This is a genomic window from Planococcus chinensis, from assembly GCF_020071995.1.
In the GTDB taxonomy this organism is placed as follows: Bacteria; Bacillota; Bacilli; order Bacillales_A; family Planococcaceae; genus Planococcus; species Planococcus chinensis_A.
In genome coordinates this window covers 124,040-147,357 of sequence record NZ_JABWTK010000009.1, presented here as the reverse complement: position 1 = coordinate 147,357, position 23,318 = coordinate 124,040, and the positions used below count along the sequence as shown (strand labels likewise).

Annotated in this window: 23 protein-coding genes, 1 other RNA gene and 1 riboswitch; of the genes, 4 read left to right on the top strand and 20 right to left on the bottom strand. The window is 46.7% G+C overall.

Going from position 1 to position 23,318, the window contains the following annotated elements:
• Positions 1-138 precede the first annotated feature (138 nt).
• From HU147_RS15185 to HU147_RS15130, 12 genes are all read right to left on the bottom strand, one after another.
• Positions 139-669, bottom strand: coding sequence for a hypothetical protein (locus HU147_RS15185; protein WP_224077009.1), 531 nt, complete (start codon positions 667-669; stop codon positions 139-141).
• 101 nt (positions 670-770) lie between these two features.
• Positions 771-1,943 carry a dicarboxylate/amino acid:cation symporter gene (locus HU147_RS15180; RefSeq protein ID WP_224077008.1) on the bottom strand — a complete coding sequence of 391 codons (1,173 nt, stop codon included), beginning with the start codon at positions 1,941-1,943 and terminating at the stop codon, positions 771-773.
• 251 nt (positions 1,944-2,194) lie between these two features.
• Positions 2,195-3,013, bottom strand: coding sequence for a MetQ/NlpA family ABC transporter substrate-binding protein (locus HU147_RS15175; RefSeq protein WP_224077007.1), 819 nt, complete (start codon positions 3,011-3,013; stop codon positions 2,195-2,197).
• A gap of 35 nt (positions 3,014-3,048) precedes the next feature.
• Positions 3,049-3,717, bottom strand: a complete 669-nt coding sequence (locus tag HU147_RS15170; RefSeq protein ID WP_224077006.1) for a methionine ABC transporter permease — start codon at positions 3,715-3,717, stop codon at positions 3,049-3,051.
• On the bottom strand, positions 3,714-4,733 hold the full coding sequence (locus HU147_RS15165; RefSeq protein WP_224077005.1) for a methionine ABC transporter ATP-binding protein: 1,020 nt from the start codon (positions 4,731-4,733) through the stop codon (positions 3,714-3,716). The genes HU147_RS15170 and HU147_RS15165 overlap by 4 nt, the downstream gene beginning before the upstream one ends.
• 82 nt (positions 4,734-4,815) lie before the next feature.
• Positions 4,816-4,920: riboswitch (SAM riboswitch) on the bottom strand.
• Positions 4,921-5,076: 156 nt separating this feature from the next.
• Complete coding sequence (locus HU147_RS15160; protein WP_224077019.1) at positions 5,077-5,382, bottom strand: thioredoxin family protein; 306 nt, start codon at positions 5,380-5,382, stop codon at positions 5,077-5,079.
• 5 nt (positions 5,383-5,387) lie between these two features.
• Positions 5,388-5,726, bottom strand: coding sequence for a TOPRIM domain-containing protein (locus HU147_RS15155; RefSeq protein WP_036808249.1), 339 nt, complete (start codon positions 5,724-5,726; stop codon positions 5,388-5,390).
• A gap of 133 nt (positions 5,727-5,859) precedes the next feature.
• The gene (gene gcvH / locus HU147_RS15150; RefSeq protein ID WP_036808246.1) at positions 5,860-6,240 is read right to left on the bottom strand and encodes a glycine cleavage system protein GcvH; all 381 of its coding nucleotides are present in this window, start codon (positions 6,238-6,240) and stop codon (positions 5,860-5,862) included.
• Positions 6,241-6,318: 78 nt separating this feature from the next.
• The gene (locus HU147_RS15145) at positions 6,319-6,672 is read right to left on the bottom strand and encodes an arsenate reductase family protein (protein ID WP_224077004.1); all 354 of its coding nucleotides are present in this window, start codon (positions 6,670-6,672) and stop codon (positions 6,319-6,321) included.
• 526 nt (positions 6,673-7,198) lie between these two features.
• Positions 7,199-8,980 (bottom strand): acyl-CoA dehydrogenase family protein, encoded by a 1,782-nt coding sequence (locus HU147_RS15140; protein WP_224077003.1) that lies wholly within the window; start codon positions 8,978-8,980, stop codon positions 7,199-7,201.
• Positions 8,981-9,149: 169 nt separating this feature from the next.
• A complete protein-coding gene (locus HU147_RS15135) occupies positions 9,150-10,325 on the bottom strand; it encodes an acetyl-CoA C-acetyltransferase (protein ID WP_224077002.1) in 1,176 nt (391 codons plus the stop codon).
• 28 nt (positions 10,326-10,353) lie between these two features.
• The gene (locus tag HU147_RS15130; RefSeq protein WP_224077001.1) at positions 10,354-12,738 is read right to left on the bottom strand and encodes a 3-hydroxyacyl-CoA dehydrogenase/enoyl-CoA hydratase family protein; all 2,385 of its coding nucleotides are present in this window, start codon (positions 12,736-12,738) and stop codon (positions 10,354-10,356) included.
• A gap of 206 nt (positions 12,739-12,944) precedes the next feature.
• Between HU147_RS15130 and HU147_RS15125 the strand changes: the two genes are divergently transcribed.
• From HU147_RS15125 to HU147_RS15115, 3 genes are all read left to right on the top strand, one after another.
• Positions 12,945-13,265, top strand: coding sequence for a thioredoxin family protein (locus tag HU147_RS15125; RefSeq protein ID WP_036808232.1), 321 nt, complete (start codon positions 12,945-12,947; stop codon positions 13,263-13,265).
• A gap of 61 nt (positions 13,266-13,326) precedes the next feature.
• A complete protein-coding gene (locus tag HU147_RS15120) occupies positions 13,327-13,791 on the top strand; it encodes an STAS domain-containing protein (protein WP_176294724.1) in 465 nt (154 codons plus the stop codon).
• Positions 13,792-13,821: 30 nt separating this feature from the next.
• Positions 13,822-14,340, top strand: coding sequence for a hypothetical protein (locus HU147_RS15115; RefSeq protein ID WP_224077000.1), 519 nt, complete (start codon positions 13,822-13,824; stop codon positions 14,338-14,340).
• On the opposite strand, the gene HU147_RS15110 is transcribed toward HU147_RS15115, so the two are convergent.
• From HU147_RS15110 to HU147_RS15080, 7 genes are all read right to left on the bottom strand, one after another.
• Positions 14,305-15,228, bottom strand: coding sequence for a 5'-3' exonuclease (locus HU147_RS15110; protein WP_224076999.1), 924 nt, complete (start codon positions 15,226-15,228; stop codon positions 14,305-14,307). The genes HU147_RS15115 and HU147_RS15110 overlap by 36 nt on opposite strands.
• A 78-nt stretch (positions 15,229-15,306) precedes the next feature.
• A complete protein-coding gene (locus HU147_RS15105; protein ID WP_036808226.1) occupies positions 15,307-16,803 on the bottom strand; it encodes a glycine betaine uptake BCCT transporter in 1,497 nt (498 codons plus the stop codon).
• Positions 16,804-17,156: 353 nt separating this feature from the next.
• The gene (locus HU147_RS15100) at positions 17,157-18,227 is read right to left on the bottom strand and encodes an aldo/keto reductase (protein WP_224076998.1); all 1,071 of its coding nucleotides are present in this window, start codon (positions 18,225-18,227) and stop codon (positions 17,157-17,159) included.
• Positions 18,228-18,429: 202 nt separating this feature from the next.
• Positions 18,430-18,783: a transfer-messenger RNA gene (ssrA, locus tag HU147_RS15095) on the bottom strand.
• An 82-nt stretch (positions 18,784-18,865) separates the two neighbouring features.
• Positions 18,866-19,330, bottom strand: a complete 465-nt coding sequence (gene smpB, locus HU147_RS15090) for an SsrA-binding protein SmpB (RefSeq protein ID WP_224076997.1) — start codon at positions 19,328-19,330, stop codon at positions 18,866-18,868.
• Between the two features lie 47 nt (positions 19,331-19,377).
• Entirely contained in the window at positions 19,378-21,714 is a 2,337-nt protein-coding gene (gene rnr / locus HU147_RS15085; protein ID WP_224076996.1) for a ribonuclease R, read from the bottom strand.
• A gap of 25 nt (positions 21,715-21,739) precedes the next feature.
• Positions 21,740-22,486: an alpha/beta hydrolase gene (locus HU147_RS15080; RefSeq protein WP_224076995.1), complete on the bottom strand. Its 747-nt coding sequence runs from the start codon at positions 22,484-22,486 to the stop codon at positions 21,740-21,742.
• A 106-nt stretch (positions 22,487-22,592) separates the two neighbouring features.
• Here HU147_RS15080 and HU147_RS15075 point away from each other — a divergent pair, with 106 nt between their 5' ends.
• Positions 22,593-23,039 (top strand): hypothetical protein, encoded by a 447-nt coding sequence (locus HU147_RS15075; RefSeq protein ID WP_224076994.1) that lies wholly within the window; start codon positions 22,593-22,595, stop codon positions 23,037-23,039.
• Here the strand turns inward: HU147_RS15075 and secG are convergent.
• Complete coding sequence (gene secG / locus HU147_RS15070; protein ID WP_224076993.1) at positions 23,026-23,253, bottom strand: preprotein translocase subunit SecG; 228 nt, start codon at positions 23,251-23,253, stop codon at positions 23,026-23,028. The genes HU147_RS15075 and secG overlap by 14 nt on opposite strands.
• Positions 23,254-23,318 lie beyond the last annotated feature (65 nt).

Below are 23,318 nucleotides of genomic sequence, written 5' to 3'. Positions count from 1 at the left end.
ATATGCGCTACTACAACGAAGACCGGATTCTCGAAAAATTAGGCTACCTGGCACCCAAGGAATTTGGGGCGCAAGCAGCCTAATAAAGGTGTTTTATATGTGTCTCAAATCGCTATGTCAGTCTAGGTCTTCGAGTCTTTATTTAGCTACTTCTGTATAGATGCTAGATGGATTAAGCTCCAATGATTCCAGCATGGCGTTGAACTTTTCGTCTGCTTCCGCGAATTTGGCATTTGCCGCTTCAAACGACGCTTCTTTTGTCAGTTCTTCCGCTTTCATGTCGTAAGATTCTTTAATAGAAGAAAGTCCTGCTTCGATATCTTCTTTATGGTCAACCAGCGTTTCCGGAACTTCAATACCTTCCACTGCTGTTGCTGTTTTTTCAGCTGATGCTTTTGCGGCATCTTTCATCGCCTGCAAATCTGCGCCTTCAGGAAGCGTGCTTTCTGCCTGGTTCACTTCAAACGTGTTCAAGTCAGCATCTGTGCCGTTGATTGTTTGAGGAATGGACATATAGAATCGCATAAACTCCTGCTTGGCATTACCGGTTTCTTTTGTCGTTTCTTCTGAAGCCGTTTGTTCTTTAGCTGTGCCTTCCGTAGCGGTTTCTTCACTGCACGCCCCTAGGAATAAAGCAGCTGATACCCCGATCATAAGCAATTTCTTCATGGTGTTTTCCCCCTTGTAATTAAAATCCTCAGTTATAATAGCATAGCTGAAAGAACTCGTATACAGTTGGGCGAATAGCCGGAATTCATTGAATTTCCATATTATTGAATTATTTTTTCACTTTTTGTAAAACGGTCCACAATCATGGACAATGCACCGTCACCCGTTACATTTGTTGCAGTTCCAAAACTATCTTGCGCCATGTACAAAGCAATCATCAACGCCACCATCGTGGAATCGAAGCCAAGCATCACTTCGAGCAGCCCGATTGCTGCTATGACCGCGCCCCCCGGCACCCCCGGTGCTGCTATCATCGTTACGCCGAGCATAAAGATAAACGGCAAATAGCTGCTGAACGACGGCACGCCGCCTGTTAACAGCAATACTCCGATTGAGCACAAGACAATAGTGATGGTGCTCCCGGATAAATGAATCGTGGCAAATAACGGCACCGCAAAATCCACTACTTTTTCATTTGCCCCCGTTTTGCGGGCTTGGCGCACCGTTACAGGAATCGTTGCTGCTGAAGATTGTGTACCCAGTGCTGTGAAGTAAGCCGGCAACATCGTTTTCAGCAAACGCAATGGATTCTTTTTGTTCAATGTCCCAGCTGCCGTATATTGAAGCAGCAGCATCAACCAGTGCAAAATGATAATCAGCACAAACACGACCGCAAACAGCGACAGAATTTTGGCGACCGCTCCGCCATAAGCCATATTGGCAAAAATACCGAAAATGTGGAATGGCAATAACGGAATAATGACATATGAAATGGTTTTTTCGATGATTGCCTGGAATTCCTCAAAAAACGAGATCATCGTTTTGCTTCCGGTGGATGCCATGCCGATGCCCAGCAAGAATGCTAAAATCAGCGCTGACATGACGCCGAACACCGGCGGCATATCCAATGCGATAAAAGATGTCGCCAATGCTTTTTCGGGGTCATCAATACCGCTCATTGCCCCGGCTTTCATAAAGTTCGGCAGAATAGTTGTAGCCGCAAAAAATGCCAATACCCCTGCCGCAATTGTAGATGCATATGCAAAGAAAGTAGCCAGCCCGAGCAGTTTACCTGAGCCTTTGCCCAGCTGCGCAATACCGGGTGCAATAAACCCGAGAATAATCAGCGGAACAATGAAGTTGAGAAAGTTTCCAAAAATCGTAGTAAATGTGGCAAATATCCGCACCATCCATTCTGGCGCAAACGAACCGATCAATACCCCTAATGCGATAGCGACAATAATCCTCGGCAAAAGACCGAATTTTATCTTCATGGCATGTCCTCCCTGGATGAACAATTGTATTTTCACTGTTATTCAAAAATATCACATAGCTGTGTGAAAGAGAATAGCATCGCTAATACGCGAAATATTTTTATTATTCTTTCAAAATAATATTTTTTATTGTTTTGTCTCCAAGGACTTATTTTCAAACTTCTTTATTTGCGGACTCTTATTTTATTGATATGGTCAAAAACAAAAAGCAGGTTCACTCAATTTCTTGAGGAACCTGCTTTTCATATCTATTAGTCAACCGGTACTACAGAACCGCCCCACTCTTCCAAGATGAAGTCCTGAATTTCCTGAGACTTCAATGTTTCTACAAGTGCCTTGACGTTTTCGTTATCTTCGTCGCCAGCGTTTACCGCGATCACGTTCACATATGGAGAATCTGAATCTTCAAGTGCTATCGCATCTTCCAATGGATTCAAGCCGGCGTCAATAGCGTAGTTTGAGTTGATCAACAATGCATCGCCTTCGCCTGACTCATACAACTGCACCATCAATGCCGCTTCGTAGTTTGCATCAAACTCCAAATTTTTCGGGTTTTCAGCAATGTCTTTTACTTCTGCAACCGTTTTGTCTACGCCTTCAGCCAATTTGATCAAGCCTTTTGCTTCAAGCAATGACAAAATCCGGCCGTGGTCAGCAACCGAGTTGCTCATCAAAATCGTTGCACCTTCAGGAAGTTCTTCCAATGAAGCGTACTTTTGGGAGTAAACACCGATTGGTTCGATGTGGATGCCACCAGCATTTTCAAAGTCATAGCCAAACTCTTTCTTCTGGGATTCCAAGTAAGGAATGTGCTGGAAATAGTTCGCATCAATTTCGCCGGATTCTAAATCCTGGTTCGGCAAAATGTAATCCTGATATGTTTCGACTTCCAATTCGATGCCTTGTTCTTCTAATAGCGGTTTCGCTTCTTCCAAAATGATGGCGTGCGGCACGTTAGATGCCCCAACTTTCAACGTGCTAGACTCTTCTTCGCCTGCTCCGCCGTTATCGCTTCCGCAGCCTGTCAATGCCAATGCTGTTAATAATGATCCTGCCAATAGTTTTTTCATGTCTCTATCCCCTTTTTATGTTTTTGCATTAGATGTTATCGTTTATCTGATTTCATTGTCAGCCGGTCACCGATAAACTGAATCGCGAAGACAATAATCAAAATCAAAATCGTTGCCATCAGCGTTACATCTTCCCGGCTTCTCTGGAAGCCATCGAGGAACGCCAGCGTACCCAAGCCGCCTGCTCCGATGATGCCAGCCATAGCTGTATAGCCGACCAAGGCGATTGCCGTTACAGTGATTCCGGAAATCAAAGCCGGTTTGGATTCCGGCAGCAGTACTTTTCGGATAATGGTCCACGTGGTCGCTCCCATGGAACGCGCGGCTTCAATGACGCCTTTATCAATTTCCTTCAACGCAATTAATACCATGCGGGCATAAAACGGTGCGGCCCCAATAATCAATGCCGGCAGCGCTGCGTTTGGTCCGCGAATCGTTCCGATCATGAACTTTGTAAAAGGAATTAATAAAATGATCAAAATGATAAATGGAATCGAACGGAAAATGTTAACGAATGCACCAGTCAGCCAATTGACAATGCTGTTGGCCCATAATTGCTTAGGTGCCGTCAAAAATAGGATGATGCCAAGCACAAGGCCGATGACAAACGTAAAGAATGTCGACATGGCCGTCATGTAAAGTGTTTCAAGGGTTGCTTCCCACATATTGTCCCAATCGACGTTTGGAAATAATGACTCCATCATGCCATCACCTCCGTCTGGATGCTTTCGTCATTCAAGAAAGCAAGAGCTTGCGCAATTTCAGGCTGCGTGCCTTTTATCTGGATAATCAATGTTCCATATGCTCCCCGTTGTGTATGGGAGATATTCCCGTGCACAATATTAATATCGACCGGATACTTGCGGATCAATTTTGTTAAGATTGGCTGCTCGGTCTGGTCGCCGACGAATACCAGTTTGACCAATTCACCTGTCGGATAAAGCTCACGCAGATGTTTGATGGTTTCATTTGAATCTTCGGTGTCGGTCACTTGCGCGACAAAGCGTTTTGTAATTTCCTGCTGAGGTGCCTGGAAGACCGTCAGGACATCTCCAAGCTCCACGACGCGCCCGCCTTCCATTACCGCTACGCGATGGCAGATTTTACGGATGACGTGCATTTCGTGCGTAATCAGCACAATGGTTAAGCCGAGACGCTTGTTAATATCCACCAGCAGTTCCAAGATGGAATCTGTTGTTTGCGGATCCAGTGCCGAAGTGGCTTCATCGCAAAGCAGCACTTCCGGATTGTTTGCCAAGGCCCGGGCAATGCCGACCCGCTGCTTCTGGCCGCCTGACAGCTGCGATGGGTAAGCATTTTCTCTTCCTGCAAGGCCGACAAGCTCGACCAGTTCCAGCACACGGGCATCCCGTTTGCTTTTTGGCACGCCTGCGATTTCGAGCGGGAATTCAATATTTTCTTTTACCGTACGCGACCACAAAAGGTTGAAATGCTGGAAAATCATGCTGACTTTCTGGCGCGCTTTTCTTAAGTCCTGGCCTTTGCTCGCCGATATGTTCTGGCCGCTGATCGTGACCGAACCGAAAGTCGGTTTTTCAAGACCGTTCAACAGGCGGATCAATGTACTTTTGCCTGCGCCGCTATAACCGATAATGCCGAAAATCTCACCGGATGAAATAGACAGGTTTACATTGTCGACAGCTTTCAAAGATCCCTTGCCTGTATCGAATACTTTCGACAGTTCTTTTAATTCAATCATCCTTTACAACTCCTACTCCAAAATAAAAACCCTTCTGCGCAGAACTGAGCAGAAGGGTGACCGTGAAAACACGAAAACCGCTCTCTCATCTCCCAAAGCTTCCGCTTTGTGTGATTTGGCACCATTTCATTTTCATGACGGTTGCCGGGCTTCATAGGGCACTTCCCTCCACCACTCTAAATAAGAGTTACGATATAAAATTGTAATTCAGAAATTCAATTTACCATGCTCGACATTTTTCGTCAATAATTATGTTGAATTAAAAACAATTAACTGCTTCATGTAGTCAAATCAGTTCAAACTTCCGTGAATCGGCCTGCAATTTGCCCCTTCTTTTGTTCATTTACACAGATTTCAGTTTGCCGTAGATGTAAGGTACGGATTGGAACGCGTAAATCTTTTCTTTCAGCTGGCCGTTTTCTGTAATGAGCAAACAAGGTACGCTTTCCACTTGATACAGTTCAGCAATTTCCTGCACATAATTCAAGTTCGCTTTTCCCATCGGCAAGTCAGGAAGAAGTTCTTTCACAACATCCATCATTTTCGAAGCCACCTGGCATGTTCCGCACATCGGCGTATATAAATAATAGGCGGCGGCTGCGTTCTTGTTTTTTTCTTTTAGCCATTCTTTATGTGTCCATTCTTTCATCTCGTTCATCCCTCGGTTAATAGCTTATTGACTTGAACGTTTGCGGAGATCAGTACATCCAGCAGAATCCGGATCGGCGTTGTCGCCACTTCCTTGTAGCTGCGATTTATATAGAAGTGCCGGGCTTCAGGAAATTCGCGCTTCACGAGCTTCCTTAGCTGTTCACCTGATTTGTCTGCATCCACCAATACGATGATATCCAGATCTTCGTAAGGCAGCAGCAATTCTTCAAGCCTTGATGCACTTACTGTACCATTTGTGCAGAGAATCGTCACGGGTTCTGCAATAAGCGGCGCAATCCGGGTCTTGTCGCTAAGCCCTTCGACTACAATCACTTTGTCCATAAGTCCACACCTCGCTGATATAAGATGAAAGAATAAGATCGATTGCTGCTTTAGAAGAAAGCAACTGGAACCTGCTGTCTATATGCCTTTCGGCTATCAAAAAAAGCGCCAAGTAATAGGCGCTTTTCAAGTATTACTCGTTCGTCATTTCTTTGTATTGGTCAGCAGTCATCAACTCGCTGATTTCTTCTTCGTTTGGAGATTCGATTACCACCATCCACGCATTTTCATACGGAGATTCGTTGACAAATTCCGGGCTGTCTTCTAATTCACTGTTCACTTCAACTACACGTCCGCTGATCGGCGCATATAGCTCCGATACAGTTTTAACTGATTCAACGCTGCCAAACGGCTCGTCTTTTTTCAGTTCGTCGCCAACTTGCGGCAATTCTACGAAAACGATGTCGCCAAGTTCTGCTTGTGCAAAATGCGTAATTCCAATGCGGGCTGTGCCGCCTTCAACTTTAACCCATTCATGCTCTTTAGAATAACGAAGTTCTTGTGGTGTGCTCATCGAAAACCCTCCAAATTATGTAGTGTACTCAATTTCAGTTTGACATAAAGCCCTGGGAAACACAAGATTTCACTGCTTTCATTTCCAGGTATTTTCAAACTCTTCTTCTTTGAATCCCAATGTCGCTTGTTCGCCGTTCCAAGCAAGCGGCCGTTTGATCAACATGCCGTCTGATGCCAGCAATGCCAACTGTTCTTCTTCCGGCATGTCTTTCAGTTTATCCTTCAACCCAAGTGCCCGGTACTTCAAGCCGCTTGTATTGAAAAACTTCTTCAATTCGATTCCGCTTTTGGTATAGATTTCACGGAGTTGATCCTGGGATGGCGGTGCGTCGGCAATATTTATTTCATTATAAGCGATGCCGTTTTGATCCAGCCATTTTTTTGCTTTGCGGCAAGTCGTGCATTTTGGGTAAGCGTAATATGTAATCATGGTAAAACCTCCTTTTAACCAAGCTTACCAAAGTTGCCCTTGCTGGTCGATGCAAAAAAACGCAGCCCGGAGGCTGCGTTTTTACAGCTTGTTGAGAAAGATATAGAAAAAATTTTTTTGAATATCTCCGATATTCCGCAATCCAGCTGCGCTTGCCGCGGGCGATCCGCCAAGCCTCCTCAGGTGCTTGCGCACCTTGCGGGGTCTCGGCTGTCTCGCTTTCCCGCAGGCGTCTCCGCTGGTTTGCTCCATATCGATAGTGAACTGTGAATAAAAAACATGTATACTCATCCACTCTTTTCAATAAAAACAATTCTTTATTGAAAGAGTGAGTCGAATGTAGCGGAAAGTGGCGACTCCAGCGGGACCAGCACGAGCTGAAGACCCTAGACTGAGCAACGCGAAGGAAGCGGCTGAAGCCGTACCCGCGGAAAGCGTCCACTTGGAGCGAAATGGCTTAGAGAATGGAATGTTTCTCAACAGCCAGAAAAAACGCAGCCCAAAGGCTGCGTTTTTAAAAGAAGCATTATACGATGTATTTTTCAACTTCTACTAATTTGACAGCTGCTTCGCGCTTTTTCGCGATGACGTTGTATGGCGTAGAGCGCGTCAATTTGCGAAGTGCAGAAAGCATCATACGCTGGTTGTCGCCTTCAACAGCAGCAAGCAAGGTTTCTTTTGCATCTTTTTCAATTTTATCGAAAGCTTCCTGGCAGTAAATTTGCGTGTACAGCAATTTTTGCTGGGCTTTTTCTTCACCGGATGCGGCAATCGCTTTTTCTGTACGAAGCACTGCAGATTCCATCGCAAACACATTGCTTACGATATCCGCAATATTGACAAGCACTTCCTGTTCCTGTTCAATTTTCGCTCCGTATGTCTGAGCTGCAAGCCCAGCTGCCAACAAGGCAATTTTCTTCGCATTTTTCACCAAGTATTTCTCTTGAGCCAATGCTTCCGTACCGATTTCTTCCGGCATCATCATCAACAGCTCTTCCTGCAATTTCTGTGCGTGCTGCAATAACGGAAGCTCGCCTTTCATCGCTTTGCGAAGCAAAGTGCCCGGCACCAGCAGACGGTTGATTTCGTTTGTGCCTTCAAAGATCCGGTTGATGCGGGAATCGCGGTAAGCGCGCTCAATTTCATATTCCTGCATGAAGCCGTATCCGCCGTGCAACTGAACGCCTTCGTCTACGATATAATCCAAAGTTTCTGTACCGAAGAATTTATTCATTGAACATTCCACTGCAAACTCAGCAATAGAATCTGCCACTAATTTGCCGTTGGCATGCTCTTCCTCTGTAAAGCCGCTCATGCGGTCTTCGAACAAGCCAACCGTACGGTAAACAGAGCTTTCAAGTGCATATAATTGAGAAGCCATCGTTGCCAATTTCTCACGCGTTAAGTTGAATGAAGAAATCGGTGTTTTAAACTGCTGGCGCTGGTTTGTGTAAGGAATCGTAATCGCCATCGCCTGTTTAGCGCCGCCGATTGTACCTACTCCCAATTTGTAGCGCCCGATATTCAAGATGTTGAACGCGATGACATGGCCGCGGCCTGCTTCTCCAAGCAAGTTTTCAACAGGCACTTCTGCATCCTGCAAAATCAATGTGCGGGTTGAAGAAGATTTGATGCCCATTTTCTTTTCTTCCGGTCCGACAGAAACGCCTTCATATGCGCGTTCTACGATAAACGCTGAGAATTTTTCGCCGTCAATTTTTGCGTACACAATAAAGACATCCGCAAATCCAGCGTTTGTAATCCATTGTTTTTCCCCGTTCAATACATAGTGTGTGCCCGCTTCGTTCAGCTTCGCAACTGTTTTCGCACCCAGTGCATCAGATCCTGAGCTTGGCTCAGTCAATGCATACGCTGCAATCAATTCGCCTGATGCTAGGCGCGGCAAGTATTTCTGTTTTTGTTCTTCGTTTCCGAACAACACGATCGGCAAAGAACCGATTCCGACATGAGCGCCGTGGGTAATGCCGAATCCGCCTGCTTTGGACATTTTTTCAGCAATCAAAGCAGAAGCGATTTTATCCAGGCCAAGGCCGCCGTATTGTTCCGGCACATCGGCTCCAAGCAAACCAAGCTCTCCTGCCGTTTTCAATAAACGAACCGAATGGTCGAACTCGTGGTTTTCAAGATTTTCAACGACTGGAAGCACTTCTGTGTTCACGTAGTCCTCTGTCGTTTTCGCGATCATTTTATGCTCTTCTGTAAAATCTTCCGGTGTAAACACGCGGGATAAATCTGCGTCTTCAATTAAGAAACTGCCGCCTTTGATTAACGTCTTCGATTCTGCCATTTTGTATTCCTCCTGTTTTATAGTTAGGTTATCTTGAAATGCATGAATTTATTAATCGATATTCTGTAAAACAGCTACGCTTGCCACGGGCAAGACAATGGCTTAAGCTTCCGAAAGCCCTGCTCCAAGCGGCCGAAGCGGTATATTAAAAGAAAATCACTTCTTAAACTTACAGCATTTCAAATACGCCAGCTGCGCCCATTCCGCCGCCGATGCACATCGTGACGACCCCGAATTGTTTTCCTTGGCGCTTCAATTCGCTCATCATTTTAAGCGTCAGGATCGAGCCTGTCGCTCCAAGCGGATGGCCAAGTGCGATGGCGCCGCCGTTGAAGTTCACTTTGTCGATATCGATATTCAAGTGGTGGATAACGCCTAATGACTGGGAAGCAAAGGCTTCGTTCAGTTCCCATACATCGATGTCGTCGATCGTCAGGCCAGCCAGTTTCAATGCTTTCGGAATGGCGACAATCGGTCCGATGCCCATGACTTCCGGCGGTACGCCGCCTGTAGCGAATGAACGGAATTTCGCAATCGGCGTCAAGCCCAGCGATTCCGCTTTTTCACGGTCCATAACAAGCAGTGCAGCAGCCCCGTCAGATGTCTGCGAAGAGTTTCCAGCTGTTACGGTTCCGCGTGCTGAGAAAGCTGCGCGGAGTTTGTTCAAGGTTTGAATGCTGGTGCCGTGGCGTACGCCTTCGTCCATACCGAACGTGAAAGTTTTTTCCTGGTATTTGTTGTTGTCATCAACGAAGCGCTGGGTCACTTCGACCGGTACGATTTCTTCATCGAATTTGCCGGCCGCAATCGCTGCAGCTGCTTTTTCATGGGAGCGGACAGCAAATGCATCCTGGTCTTCCCGGCTGACGCCGTATTGCGTGGCGACTTGTTCCGCTGTGTGTCCCATGCTCATGTAGTACTGGGGTGCAGTTTCTGCCAATTTCGCGTTCGGGCGGATGACATTGCCCATCATCGGCACCATGCTCATCGATTCAACGCCGCCTGCAATAATGGCTTCTGCTGAGCCGACCATGATCCGTTCAGCTGCATAGGCGATCGACTGAAGGCCTGATGAACAGAAACGGTTGACCGTCACGGCCGAAACGGTTTCCGGCAATCCTGCCAATGCACCGATGTTGCGCGCAATGTTCATGCCTTGTTCCGCTTCCGGCATGGCACATCCCATAATCAAATCATCTATCGGACCGTCGTATCCGCCTGCCCGGCTTAATGCTTCACGTACAACCAAGGCGCCGAAATCATCCGGGCGCACAGTCGCAAGAGAGCCTTTTTTCGCTTTTCCGACCGGGGTTCTGGCCCCGGCCACGATTACTGCTTCGCGCATCTATTTCTCCTCCTCTAATATCTTTCGGTTAGTTGCGCAGCGGTTTGCCTTTAACAAGCATATGCTGCATCCGTTGCTGTGTTTTCGGTTTCGCAACCAAACTTAAAAATGCCTCGCGCTCCAAATCCAGCAAATACTGCTCGTCTACTTTCGTGCCGTATGGCAGTTTCCCGCCGGATAAGACGAATGCCAGTTTTTTGGCAATCTTCAAGTCGTATTCGGAAATATAACCTGAGATGTGCATGCCTTCCGCTCCGAGAAGGAGCGTCGCGTATCCCGGTTCGCCGGTAACCGGCACTTTTTCGCGAATCGGCGCCTGATAGCCGTTTTCGTATAAAGCAAGTGCTGCCTGTTTTGCATCGTAAATCAGATGGTCGCTGTTGACGCTGATGCCATCTGTGAAATTCAAGAAGTTGTTTTCGCGCGCCTCTTCTGCAGAAGTCGATACTTTTGCCATCGCAATCGATTCAAACACGTTGCTCGCGATATTCTGGTAATCAACTGTTACGCCGTTCGGCAGGCCTTTCAAATGCTTGATGTAAAGCTCTTTGTTTCCGCCGCCGCCTGGAATCAACCCGACGCCCGCTTCCACCAATCCCATATACGTTTCCATGGAAGCCTGGATATGTGCTGCATGCAGCGCCACTTCCGCCCCGCCGCCAAGTGTCATGCCAAATGGCGCCGCCACTACCGGTTTTGAGCTGTATTTGATTTTCATCAAAGCATTCTGAAAGGTCTTGATCGTGAAATCCAGTTCGAAGATGTTGTCGTCCTGTGCTTCCATCAAAATCATGCCAAGGTTCGCACCAACGCAGAAGTTCTTCGCCTGGTTGCCGATGACAAGCCCTTTGTAATTCTTTTCAACTTCATCGATCGAATAATTGATCATTTGCATGATATCCAAGCCGATCGCATTCGAACGCGAATGGAATTCCAACAGCAAAATGCCGTCTCCGAGATCGATCAAGCTGGCGCCTGAATTCGACTTCAAAACACCATGCTTTTTCTTATAGCGTTTCAAGTCAATCGCTTTTTCGTTGACCGGTATCGGCTCATAGCCTGTGCCGTTGAAGAAATACAAATCGCCGTTTTCTTCTTTATAGAAGCTTTCGTTGCCGCTATCCAGCAGGCTTTGAACGAATGCCGGAATTTCATAGCCTTCTTCTTTCATTTTCTCAACGGATTTTTGGACTCCGATAGCGTCCCATGTCTCAAACGGCCCTTGTTCCCAGCCGAAGCCCCATTTCATCGCGTTGTCGATGGCGACAATGTCGTCAGCGATTTCGCCTGTAAGCTGTGCGGAGTAAACCAAAGTCGGTGAAAGGATGCTCCATAGAAGCTCTCCTGTGCGGTCGTTCGCGTAAGTCAGAGTTTTCACTTTCGCTGCCAAGCCTTTTTGCTGTTTGGCCATTTCCTGTGAAGGCGTTTTCAATTTTCCGGCTGGGCGGTATTCCATTGTTTCCGGATCAAGTTCCAGGATGTCTTTATCTTTTTTCAAGAAGAACCCTTGTCCTGATTTCGCGCCGATCCAACCGTTTTCCACCATCTTTTTCATAAATTCAGGCGCTTCAAACACTTTCTGTTCTTCGCCTGAAGTTTGATCGTAAACGTTTTTCGCTACGTGCATGAACGTATCAAGCCCGACAACGTCCAATGTGCGGAATGTAGCTGATTTCGGGCGGCCGATTAACGGACCTGTCACCGAATCCACTTCTCCGATGGAATAGCCGCGATTCTGCATTTCACGCAATGTCACCAATAAGCCATAGGTACCGATGCGGTTTGCAATAAAGTTAGGCGTGTCTTTTGCAATAACCACGCCTTTGCCAAGACGATCTTCTCCGAATTCCGTCATAAACTGGAGCACTTCCGGTGCCGTCGTGTTTGCCGGAATCACTTCCAATAACTTCAGATAGCGCGGCGGATTGAAGAAATGCGTGCCCAGGAAATGCTTCCCGAAATCTTCCGAACGGCCTTCTGCCATTGCGTTGATGCTGATGCCGGATGTATTGGATGAAATAATTGTGCCCGGTGTTCTGACTGCGTCGATTCTTTCGTAAAGTGATTTTTTAACATCCAAGTTTTCGACAATCACTTCGATGATCCAATCGACGTCTTTCAATTTATCCAAATCGTCTTCCAGGTTTCCTGGTGTAATCAGCTGCAAGTTCTTTTTAGCAGCCAGCGGAGCCGGTTTTTGCTTCAACAACTTTTGAACCGAAGTCGATGCAATCCGGTTTCTCACTTGCGGATGTTCCAACGACAGGCCTTTTGCCTCTTCTTCTTTCGATAATTCACGTGGGACGATATCCAGCAGTAACACCGGAATCCCTATATTTGCAAGATGTGCTGCGATTCCTGAACCCATGACACCGGAACCAAGCACTGCTGCTTTTTTAATTTGGTAAGCCAATGAAAAACCCTCCTCGTTTTTTGAATGAACACTCATTCATTTTTAGCTTAAAAAAATAGAACCTTCTCTATGTCCTTAGTGTAAATTATTTTCGTTGTTTTCGCAATATTTAATCGTTAAAAAATATTCTTTCCTTCAAGTCCAATCTCTTCACGAAAACTGAGCGCCATTGTAAACTGATGAAGAGACATTTAGGAGGAGATTTTATGAAACCCATTACATCCACTGAACAATTTAACGAAATAATCGAAGGAACAGAACCTGTCATCGTCAAATTCCAAGCCGGCTGGTGTCCGGATTGCACACGCATGGATATGTTCATCGATCCAATTATGGAAGAATACAATGAATACAAATGGTTCGATGTGAACCGCGACGAATTGCCAGAGCTTGCCGAGAAATATGAAGTCATGGGCATTCCAAGCTTATTGATTTTTGAAAAAGGCGAGAAAAAAGCGCATCTTCACAGTGCAAATGCAAAAACGCCGGAATCTGTCACAGAGTTTTTAGCAAACCAAAAGAAATAGGCCCAGCCTATTTCTTTTTTGCGTTATAATAGATATCAATAATACAGATAGAGGTGTCTTTATGGATTCATCGCAAGAAATTAAAGAGTTAAAAGAATTGGTTTTGCATTATGAAAATGTAATTCACAATATGTCAGCGCCCATCATTCCGTCGATTGTACCGGAAACCATTTTGGTTCCGATTGCCGGATTTATTTTCCGTGACCGCTTTGAAACGATCCGGACGAAAGTGCTTCAGTATGCCGCAGAACACCGGGATACACAATGCGTCGTTTTTGATTTTACCGGCGTACGCATTGAAGACGTCGAGAAATTCGATTACAACGAACTGGCAAGTGAACTGTCCCAGTTGAACAGCGCCATCAAACTGATGGGCATTCGGCCGATTTATGTCGGTTTCAATCCACGTTTCGTGCGTGAAATTGTCCATGCCGGCATTCAAGTTGAGTTGGAAGTATTCAATACGTTCCGGGCAGCGCTGAAGAAATTGCTTGCAGAAAGCGAGAAATCCCTGTATTCCATCTAAAGGCCGCCAATGAAACTTTTCCGGGAGGTTTTGAAGCTGAAAATTCTACTTCCGTTTGAAGGCAAATCCCAATACGATGCAGCCGTCGATCCTAAAAAACAAGGATCCGCATGCGGACCGACAACGATCGCCGCTATTTTACATCATCATGAACAAATCGATTATGGAATCAATCAGCTTTATGGCCTCCTCGGCACGACATCCATCGGTTTGTTCACGTGGCGGCTGGTCCGCAAGTTCAAGAAAATAACAGGCCAGCGTTACCGCATCGAAAAGATCCGGTCGCTTGACGCTGTTAAGGCCGAACTTCGTGCCGGGCGTCCGCTCGCCATGAAGTTCGACCGCTGGTTTTCTTTCCGATGGTTTTCAAAACCGCTGTATAACTATCACTGGGTACCGCTTATCGGATTTGAGGAAAAAGACGGTGACATGATCCTCTTCATCCACGATAACGGAAAAAGAAACCGCCCCAGTAAAGTGCAGGCGGTTTCTTATCTTCAAAATCAGCATGTATTATCGTTCGTAAGGATCTATCCGGTCAAACGGTGACAATTCCGGAACGATGCTTTTCTCCAATTGGCGTGCCAGCAGTTTTAATTCCTGATTGTCAAACAGCTGCACCATATCATTGGTGTAGTTAGGAATTAGAATCTCATCCAGCGACACGTCGAGTGGGATATCACATTTAATAACCGCCAACTCTTTAGATAGGAGCAGCATTTCCTTATGCTCTTCTATCTTTTTCTTTTGGGCCGGTTTCAATTCCTCAATCGCTTCGAGGACGCCGTCAGTCGATCCATATTTCTGGATCAGCTGCAGTGCGGTCTTCGGTCCGATCCCTTTTACGCCCGGATAGCCGTCGCTCGCGTCTCCCATAAACGCTTTAACATCTGCAAACTGCGCCGGTTCAATGCCGTACTCTTCTTTAAAGCGGCCTTCTGTGTAGACGTCATAAATGTGAAAGCCTTTTTTCATGAAGGCGATTTTCACTGACGGGTTCAACAGCTGCAGCATATCTTTATCGCCGGTCATAATCGTGAAATCGGCTTCGCCTTTCCACTGTTTGGTAAACGAGCCGATAAAGTCATCCGCTTCGATGCCCTTTTCCCCGTAGTTTTTCCATCCCAGCTGCTCGGATACTTGCTTCGCCAAATCGAATTGGTGCAGCATATCATCCGGCGGGGCCGGACGGTTGGCCTTATAGCCGTCAAACATATCCGTACGGAAAGTCTGTGCACCCATATCCCAGCAGACGGCCAGATGCGTCGGCTTCATCATCGTTTTCGCCGCCAACACGTGGCGCGCAAATCCTTGGACACCGTTTGTGGCAAGACCTTCCGTTGTGCGAAAATACTGCCCCACTGCAGAAGTTGCGAAAAATGAACGGAATAAGAGCGCCATGCCGTCCACCAATAGTACATGTGGTTTTTCATTCATTGTAAATCCTCCATCCTTCATCAAGCACTCTCTCCATTGTACCTCTTTTCGCACAAAAAAACCGCCGAAGCGGCGGTTTTAGCGTTTGCGTTTAATGGCCCGATACTCCAGGCTCATCGCTTTGTAGAACGATCCCATCATTAATAACATAATGAACGAGAATGGGAAGGCAGCAATGATCAACGCTGTTTGAAGCGCATCAAGGCCTCCTGCAGACAATAGAATGACCGCAATCAACGATTGGGAAATTCCCCAAGTCAGTTTAACCATGTTCGATGGATGCAACGAACCGTTCGTCGATTGCATACCCAATACAAAAGTGGCCGAGTCGGCCGACGTGATGAAAAATGTTGAAACCAATAGGATGGCGATGATCGATAAAATGATGCCCAACGGCAGTTCATTAAATACCCCAAACAACACTTCAGAAGTCAACAAGCCGGTTAAATCGGTGCCGTTGTTTTGTACATTCATAGCGGTCGTACCGAAAGCGGCAAACCAAATGAACGAAATCATTGTCGGCACTAACAATACGCCGAACAGGAACTGGCGGATTGTCCGCCCTTTTGAAACACGCGCGATGAAAATCCCGACAAATGGCGCCCAGGAAATCCACCATGCCCAGTAAAAGATGGTCCAGCCGTCAATCCATGCACGGTTTTCCCCATCAATTGGCGCTGCACGGAAACTCATGCGGACCAAGTTTTGCAAGTATGTTCCAAGTGTATCGGTGAACATATTGAGAATTAACAAGGTCGGCCCCAAAATTAGGACAAGAACCAACAAAGCTATTGCCAGCACCATATTGGTATTGGACAAATACTTAATCCCTTTGCTGAGCCCGCTCCAAGCGGATGCAAGGAACAAGACCGTCACGACGGCAATGATGATAATCTGCACGGTGAAATTATCAGCCGGCACTCCGTCAATTAAGAAGGCCAAGCCTTCATTGATTTGGATGGTCCCAAACCCAAGTGTGGTCGCCACACCTACAGCCGTCGCGAAAACGGCAATGACGTCCACTAGCACACCCAAGGGCCCATTCATCTTGTCTCCAAATAATGGCTTAAGCGTAGCGGAAATCAGTCCAGGTTCTCCTTTACGGAACTGGAAGTACGCCAGCGCCATGGCCACTACGCCGTAAATAGCCCATGCATGGATTCCCCAGTGGAAAAATGTGTAGCGCATGGATTCCCGGAATGCTTCTGCTGATCCGGGCTCTGCAGTGGCTGGATCGATGGCAAAGTGGGACAGCGGTTCTGCCGCTCCCCAGAATACCAAGCCAATTCCCATACCTGCTGAAAACAGCATGGCAATCCATGTACCAAAAGAAAATTCCGGTTTATCGGTATCTTTCCCCAGTTTGATTTGCCCCATCGGACTGATGAGGAAAAACAGGCAGAACAGAACCATAACCGTGACAATCAATAAATAATACCAACCGAACGTTGTTGTCAGGAATCCTTCTATATTCCCGGTAACTTCTGCGAAATTTTCTGGTGCAAATGCGCCGTACCCGACTGCTAATAACACAAGGGCCAGCGAAATCCAGAAAACATTGGTTACTTTTTTCATATAGTACCTCCCTGAAATTTTTATCACAATTAATTAGCTTAAAGAACTTGCGGATACATGTCAAACCAACTGCCGCGAAATCCTGCAGGAGAAAATATTCCAAACCCGCTTCACCACTGGCATTCTTCGCCAAATTACAGGTCAATAAAAAGTCAATAAGTCTTTTTAGACACACTAAATATCAGTTTTATAAACTGTAAAAATTCTATTCAGTCATTACATTCCCCGTGTCGGTATAGCCTAAGCCCATGAAAAGAGTATCTAAAAAATAAAGAGGCATCAAAAATAAAAATCACCAAAACCAAAGTCCTTGCATTCTTTGGTTTCAGTGTTTTCATTTTTAAGGATATCGCTTATTCATCTATCCCCATCGTCTGCTTGTAGCCTTTGAGATACGTAATTTCAGAAGGGCTGCCGAGTTCCAGCGAATTCATTGCGCGGTGCCAGTTCGGATAAATCGGTACAGGCCGCGCAACGGTTTCAATGCGGTCCTGCTCTTCTTGCGACAGTTGAATATCGAAGGATGTAATGTTTTCCTTCAGCTGCTCCTCGTTGCGCGCTGCGATGACAATCGGCCCGACGTTCGGGCGGTCCCTTACCCACGCGTAAGCGATTTGCGGAACGGAAGCGTTGTGGTTTGCCGCCACTTCCTCGAGTGCATCAATTACTTGATAAAGGCGTTCCTGGTCCTGTACCCATGGCTCCGGCCACCCGCCGCCTTGCCGCGTGTTCTCCGGCGTTTGCTTATTGCGTCCAATCTTGCCGTTCAATAGCCCTTCGCCGAGCGCGCTCCAAATCATTGAACTGACACCCAATTCCGCCCCTGCCGGCAGCAGCTCATATTCCGCTTCCCGTGCTTCCGGCGAGTAGTAAATCTGCTGCGTGACCGGTGGAATGAATCCGTTCTGTTCAGCAACCGTATACGTTCTAGCGAGCGCCCAGCCGCTGTAATTCGATACACCCCAATGGCGGATCTTTCCAGCCTTCACCAGGCTCGTCATCGCTTCCACCGTTTCTTCAACCGGCGTCTGACCATCCCAGAGATGGGTAAAATATAAATCAAGATAATCCGTCCCCAGACGCTCCAAGGTCTGGTCAATGGAAGTTAGAATATTATTGCGTGAAGCGCCGCGCAAATTGGGATTATCGCTTAACGGAAATCCCGTTTTCGAAGTCAGCAGCACGTCCTCCCGGCGTCCTTTGATGGCCGCACCAAGCACGCGCTCCGCATCGCCTTTTGAATAGAGGTTCGCTGTATCAAACATATTGATGCCTGCTTCCAGCGACAAATCGACCATCCTGCGTGCCTGATCTTCCTTGATGTCGCCGGCTGCTTCAAAACCATTCGTCCCGCTGAACGGAACCGTTCCAAGTATGTATTTGGGTACGCGCAGTCCTGAGTTTCCTAGATAAATGTATTCCATGATAACCTCCTGATAAATGTGCATTATTGAGTAATGCGGGATATTAGTGGATTACCCTGCTAGTTTATTAGTGAAACAGTTTTTTAAATAAGAAGCATTATTGAGAAGTATTTAAAATCTGATACTGTTAATTGAAAACGCAACAAAAAAATGCCCAAACCTCTTAAAAGGTTTGGACATTTTCCTAAAATCCAAAATCTCCATATGGAGACGGCGGGAGTCGAACCCGCGTCCAGAAACTCCGCTACTTGAGCGTCTACGCGTGTAGCTTACTTATTAGGGTTTCATGCGCCATTCTGCCAATAAGCGGGCGTCCTGGGCACTAATTTGAGAATCTCTTGCCAGCAGCTCAAATGGCACTGCAGACCGTATCCCACTAAAGTTGAGCTTTACCCAGCCACATGGGCGATGGATAGATAAAGCAGATCCGAGCTTACGCTGCGAATGCTAGGTTTTGGTTTGTTTTGCCAGTTACTATAGTTACGTTGGTGACGGAGCCGATCCTCCGACGCGCGACCCAAGCCCAGATCATCCCTGTCGAATCCGTAACGTCCCCTCATTATAAAGGAACACGGGAAGGCGATGAGCCTTATGTGCTATATACTTAGTATAAGGCAACATTGGTCAGACTTCAAGTGTTAACGGTTGCGGTCTTTCATGGCGCGGTCAATCTCGCGTTTTGCGTCTTTCTTTTTCAAATCCTGGCGCTTGTCGTAGTTCTTCTTCCCTTTACCAATGCCAAGCAAAACTTTGGCATAGCCGTCTTTCAAGTACATTTTCAACGGGACAATCGCCGCTCCCTGTACTTTCGATACGCCTACAAGCTCATTGATCTGCTTTTTATGCAGCAGCAGCTTGCGTACTCTCGTTGGATCGTGGTTAAAGATATTGCCCTGCTCATATGGTGCAATGTGCATATTGGAAATCCACGCTTCACCGTTCCGGATCCGGACGAAAGCATCGACCAATTGCACTTTGCCGTTGCGGGCAGACTTGATTTCGGTGCCTTGTAGCACAATGCCGGCTTCAATCGTCTCTTCAATCGCATAATCAAAGCCCGCTTTTTTATTCTGGGCTATTACTTTTCCTGAGCCCTTTGCCATATTCCTTCACCTCGACTAAATCTAAAAGGGCGGCAATTGCCGCTCCTTTATTTTTTCTTTTTGCGTGCTGGGCCTTTGCCCTTGGCGACGCCTTCATAGAACTTTTTCTTCTTGTTTTTCGGTTTGCGTGTCGGACCGCCCGGCTTATCGCCTGGCTTGCCGCCGCGTCCTGGCTTTTTGTCGCCGTCTTTTTTCGCCGCACGGATCACTTTCGGTGCGTCTTTGCGTGTCCGGCGTACGTTTTGCGTCATGCCGACAATTTCAAAATCGATGGCGGATTCTTCCGGCTTCACTCCGATAACCTTGATGGCAATTTCATCGCCGATGCGGAACTGGCGGTTGCTGCGTTCGCCGATCATCATCATTTGGCGATCATCAAAACGGTAGAAATCATCCGTCATATTTGAGACGTGGACAAGTCCTTCAATCGTGTTCGGCAATTCAATAAACAAGCCGAAGTTCGTAACTGAAGAAACGATTCCTTCGAATTCTTCGCCGATTTTGTCTGCCATGTATTGCGATTTCTTCAATGCATCGGTATCGCGTTCCGCTTCTACTGCGCGGCGTTCGCGTTCAGATGTATGTTCAGCAATCTCGTCCATATTTGCATCCCAGTGCATAATCGTCGCTTTCGACAGGTCTTTATTGATCAAGTACGTGCGAATCAAGCGGTGCACGACCAAATCCGGATAACGGCGGATCGGCGATGTGAAATGCGTATAGTATTCCGTAGACAAACCGAAATGCCCGAGGCTTTCTGCGGAATATTTCGCTTGCTGCATCGAACGGAGCATCATCGTCGAAATAACCGGCTCTTCCGGCGTTCCGGCAATCGATTCGATGATTTCCTGCAACGCCCGTGGATGGATCTGGTTGCCGGTTCCTTTGACTACGATCCCGAAGTTTGTGACAAACTCGAAGAATCGCTGCAGTTTTTCCGGTTTTGGATCTTCGTGAATCCGGTAAAGTGCCGGCACGTCCATATGGTGGAAATGTTCCGCAACGGTTTCGTTGGCTGCCAACATGAATTCCTCAATCAGGCGTTCAGCGACTGTACGCTCACGAACAACGACGTCTACCGGATAGCCGTCTTCATCCACCAGAACTTTTGATTCTTTAAAATCAAAGTCAACGGCTCCGCGGCGCATGCGCTTGCCTCTTAAAACTTCGGCCAATTCTTTCATCAACTCGAACATCGGCACCAGATCCGCGTACTTCTCTTTCAGCTCCTGGTTGTCCTGTTCCAAAATTTCGTATACATCGGTATACGTCATGCGAGCCGACGTTCTGATAACACTTTGGAAAATATCATGCGACAACAGTTCGCCCTGGTCGTTGAAAATCATTTCACATGACAAAGTCAAACGGTCGACTTGCGGGTTAAGGGAACAAATTCCGTTTGATAAACGATGAGGAATCATTGGAATGACGCGGTCAGTCAAGTAGATGCTTGTCGCGCGGTCATAAGCTTCCCGGTCAATTGCAGAACCTTCCGTAACATAATGGCTGACATCCGCAATATGGACGCCGAGCTTATATGTGCCATCTTCCAGTTTTACCACTTGGACAGCATCATCCAAGTCTTTTGCATCTGCACCGTCAATCGTGACGATTTGTTCGTCTCTCAAGTCACGCCGGTCCGTTAAGTCTGATGGATCGATTTCTTCAGGAACACTGTTCGCCTGGTCCAGTACATCCGGCGGAAACTCTGTTTCAATACCGTGTTTGTGGATAATCGATAAAATATCGACGCCCGGATCGTTTTTATGGCCGAGGATTTGCGTCACCATGCCGGTTGCCGACATGCGGCCTTCTGGCCAGCCTGTAATCTCAACAACTACTTTATGGCCATCTACTGCACCCAGCGTGTCGTCTTTTGCGATGAAAACGTCCATATTCATCTTTTTGTCATCCGGCACAACAAAACCGAAGCCGCGGTTGTCCTGGAACGTCCCGACCACTTTTGTCGTACCGCGCTCTAAGATGCGCACAATAGCGCCTTCCCGGCGGTCTCCTGAAGAGGCTTCCGACACTCTCACCATTACCTTGTCGCCGTTTACCGCACTGTTTACTTCTGTCGGCGGAATGAAAATATCATCCATGCCCGGTTCTTCAGGTGCGACAAATCCAAACCCGCGCTGATGCCCGATAAATTTCCCGCGCATCAAGTTCATCCGCTCCGGCACACCGTAACGGTTGGCGCGTGAACGGACAAGCAAGCCCTTTTCTTCAAGCTTCACTAAAGTCTTCACCAATTCGGTAAATTCATCGGCATCTTCAAAGCCGAATTGTTCTTCTATCTCTTGTACAGTCAACGGTTTATAAGCGTCTTCACGCATGAATGCCAATAACCGCTGATCCAGTGTCATTTCATTATTTGCCATACTGATTTCCTCCTCTTTGACGGTCTTACACGCTCCAATCAAGCGATTCGAGAAATGCTAAGATGTCTTCATGCAATTGCTGTTTTTCTTCGCCCAGCGTAATGACATGCCCTGATTTCTCATACCACTTAATGTTTTTCTGGAATGATTCCGCTTCTTCATAAATGATATTGGCAGAATCGGTGTCGATCACATTATCCAATGACCCCTGGACGACAAATAACGGTGCGTATACATGATCGACCTGTTCTCTCACATGGCCAATCAGTTTTCGCAAATCCGCCAATGACTCCATCGGGCGTTCTTGAAACTTCTTCATTTCTTCTTCGATAACGTGCTCGTCTTTTCCTTCATACTTCTTGTATTCACGGGCATATTTCACAACCCCTTCATACATTAGGTCAGTCGTCTTCATATGCATCGGCGCGCACATGGTGACTAGTCCCTTTACAGGGAATGTATACCCTATCTTTAAGGTAAATACGCCGCCGAGCGACAATCCGGCCACCGCAATTTCCTCATAGCCTTCATCTTTTAATTGGTTATAGGCATTTTCCACATCTTTCCACCAGTCCTCAGGACCGGTCGGAAGCAGTTTTTCCGGCTCCACGCCGTGCCCTGCATAATGAGGTGCAAGGGATGTGTACCCTTGTTTCTCAAGGAACCGCCCAAGCATCCGGACATCGGCTGAATTCCCTGTAAATCCGTGCAACAACAAGACCGCTCTCGGCCCTGCTTTAAAGAAAAATGGTTTTGGCTGCGAAATTCGCATAAATATCCTCCATTCATTCAATCTAACTTAGTTGAACTGTATATTTTATTCTTTAAAGACCCTTAATATATCAGGTAAACTCTTTGTCTTATCCTTAGAAGGGTTGATGAAATCGCTTCAGGCGGACGCTTTCCGCGGGCATGGCTTCAGTCTCCTCGTCGCTGCGCTTCCTGCGGGGCCTTCAGCTCATGCTATTCCCGCTGGAGTCGCCGCCTTACGCTCATTCATCATACATGCATATGGTCATAAAAATGAAGTTCAATTAAATAGCCAACAATTTGTATTGTCATCAATTTTCATGTTAATCATTTTTATTAAAGCATCTAAAGATATGGAGCAAACCAGCGGAGACTCCCGCGGGATAGCGAAGTGCCGAAATCCACTCGGACGTCAGTTCGAGTTAGTTCGGCGCAAGCCCGCAGGAAAGCGCAGCTGGTTTGCGGAATATCAGGAATATACAAAAGCAAAGCTAAAATTTTTCACCCTATTTAAAAGAAAACGCCTAACCAGTAATTGGTCAGGCGTTTTGATTATCCACATTAAACTTTTGTAACGGCGATAGCCAGAATAAAGAATAAGGCAGCAAGTACAATCGTTACGCGTTGAAGGACTAGGTCCAAACCACGGGCTTTTTGCTTGCCGAAAAGTTGCTCTGCTCCACCGGAGATGGCTCCTGAAAGACCTGCACTTTTTCCTGATTGCAATAATACGACAACGATTAAAGCGAGCGATACGATAACGAGTAAGGTCGTTAACAACGTATGCATAAATTCCACCTCCTGAAAAGAACTTCCACAACAAGACTAAGTTTACCAAAAACTCCGAACTATGA

Coding starts and splice junctions, on each gene's coding strand:
- HU147_RS15075 (WP_224076994.1), top strand. CDS start 22,593: ATGAAATCGCTTCAGGCGGACGCTTTCCGCGGGCATGGCTTCAGTCTC.
- HU147_RS15165 (WP_224077005.1), bottom strand. CDS start 4,733: ATGATTGAATTAAAAGAACTGTCGAAAGTATTCGATACAGGCAAGGGA.
- gcvH (WP_036808246.1), bottom strand. CDS start 6,240: ATGAGCACACCACAAGAACTTCGTTATTCTAAAGAGCATGAATGGGTT.
- HU147_RS15145 (WP_224077004.1), bottom strand. CDS start 6,672: ATGATTACATATTACGCTTACCCAAAATGCACGACTTGCCGCAAAGCA.
- HU147_RS15135 (WP_224077002.1), bottom strand. CDS start 10,325: ATGCGCGAAGCAGTAATCGTGGCCGGGGCCAGAACCCCGGTCGGAAAA.
- HU147_RS15125 (WP_036808232.1), top strand. CDS start 12,945: ATGAAACCCATTACATCCACTGAACAATTTAACGAAATAATCGAAGGA.
- HU147_RS15170 (WP_224077006.1), bottom strand. CDS start 3,717: ATGATGGAGTCATTATTTCCAAACGTCGATTGGGACAATATGTGGGAA.
- HU147_RS15080 (WP_224076995.1), bottom strand. CDS start 22,486: ATGCGAATTTCGCAGCCAAAACCATTTTTCTTTAAAGCAGGGCCGAGA.
- HU147_RS15155 (WP_036808249.1), bottom strand. CDS start 5,726: ATGGACAAAGTGATTGTAGTCGAAGGGCTTAGCGACAAGACCCGGATT.
- HU147_RS15180 (WP_224077008.1), bottom strand. CDS start 1,943: ATGAAGATAAAATTCGGTCTTTTGCCGAGGATTATTGTCGCTATCGCA.
- rnr (WP_224076996.1), bottom strand. CDS start 21,714: ATGGCAAATAATGAAATGACACTGGATCAGCGGTTATTGGCATTCATG.
- HU147_RS15185 (WP_224077009.1), bottom strand. CDS start 669: ATGAAGAAATTGCTTATGATCGGGGTATCAGCTGCTTTATTCCTAGGG.
- smpB (WP_224076997.1), bottom strand. CDS start 19,330: ATGGCAAAGGGCTCAGGAAAAGTAATAGCCCAGAATAAAAAAGCGGGC.
- HU147_RS15140 (WP_224077003.1), bottom strand. CDS start 8,980: ATGGCAGAATCGAAGACGTTAATCAAAGGCGGCAGTTTCTTAATTGAA.
- HU147_RS15105 (WP_036808226.1), bottom strand. CDS start 16,803: ATGAAAAAAGTAACCAATGTTTTCTGGATTTCGCTGGCCCTTGTGTTA.
- HU147_RS15110 (WP_224076999.1), bottom strand. CDS start 15,228: ATGAATGAAAAACCACATGTACTATTGGTGGACGGCATGGCGCTCTTA.
- secG (WP_224076993.1), bottom strand. CDS start 23,253: ATGCATACGTTGTTAACGACCTTACTCGTTATCGTATCGCTCGCTTTA.
- HU147_RS15100 (WP_224076998.1), bottom strand. CDS start 18,227: ATGGAATACATTTATCTAGGAAACTCAGGACTGCGCGTACCCAAATAC.
- HU147_RS15175 (WP_224077007.1), bottom strand. CDS start 3,013: ATGAAAAAACTATTGGCAGGATCATTATTAACAGCATTGGCATTGACA.
- HU147_RS15120 (WP_176294724.1), top strand. CDS start 13,327: ATGGATTCATCGCAAGAAATTAAAGAGTTAAAAGAATTGGTTTTGCAT.
- HU147_RS15160 (WP_224077019.1), bottom strand. CDS start 5,382: ATGAAAGAATGGACACATAAAGAATGGCTAAAAGAAAAAAACAAGAAC.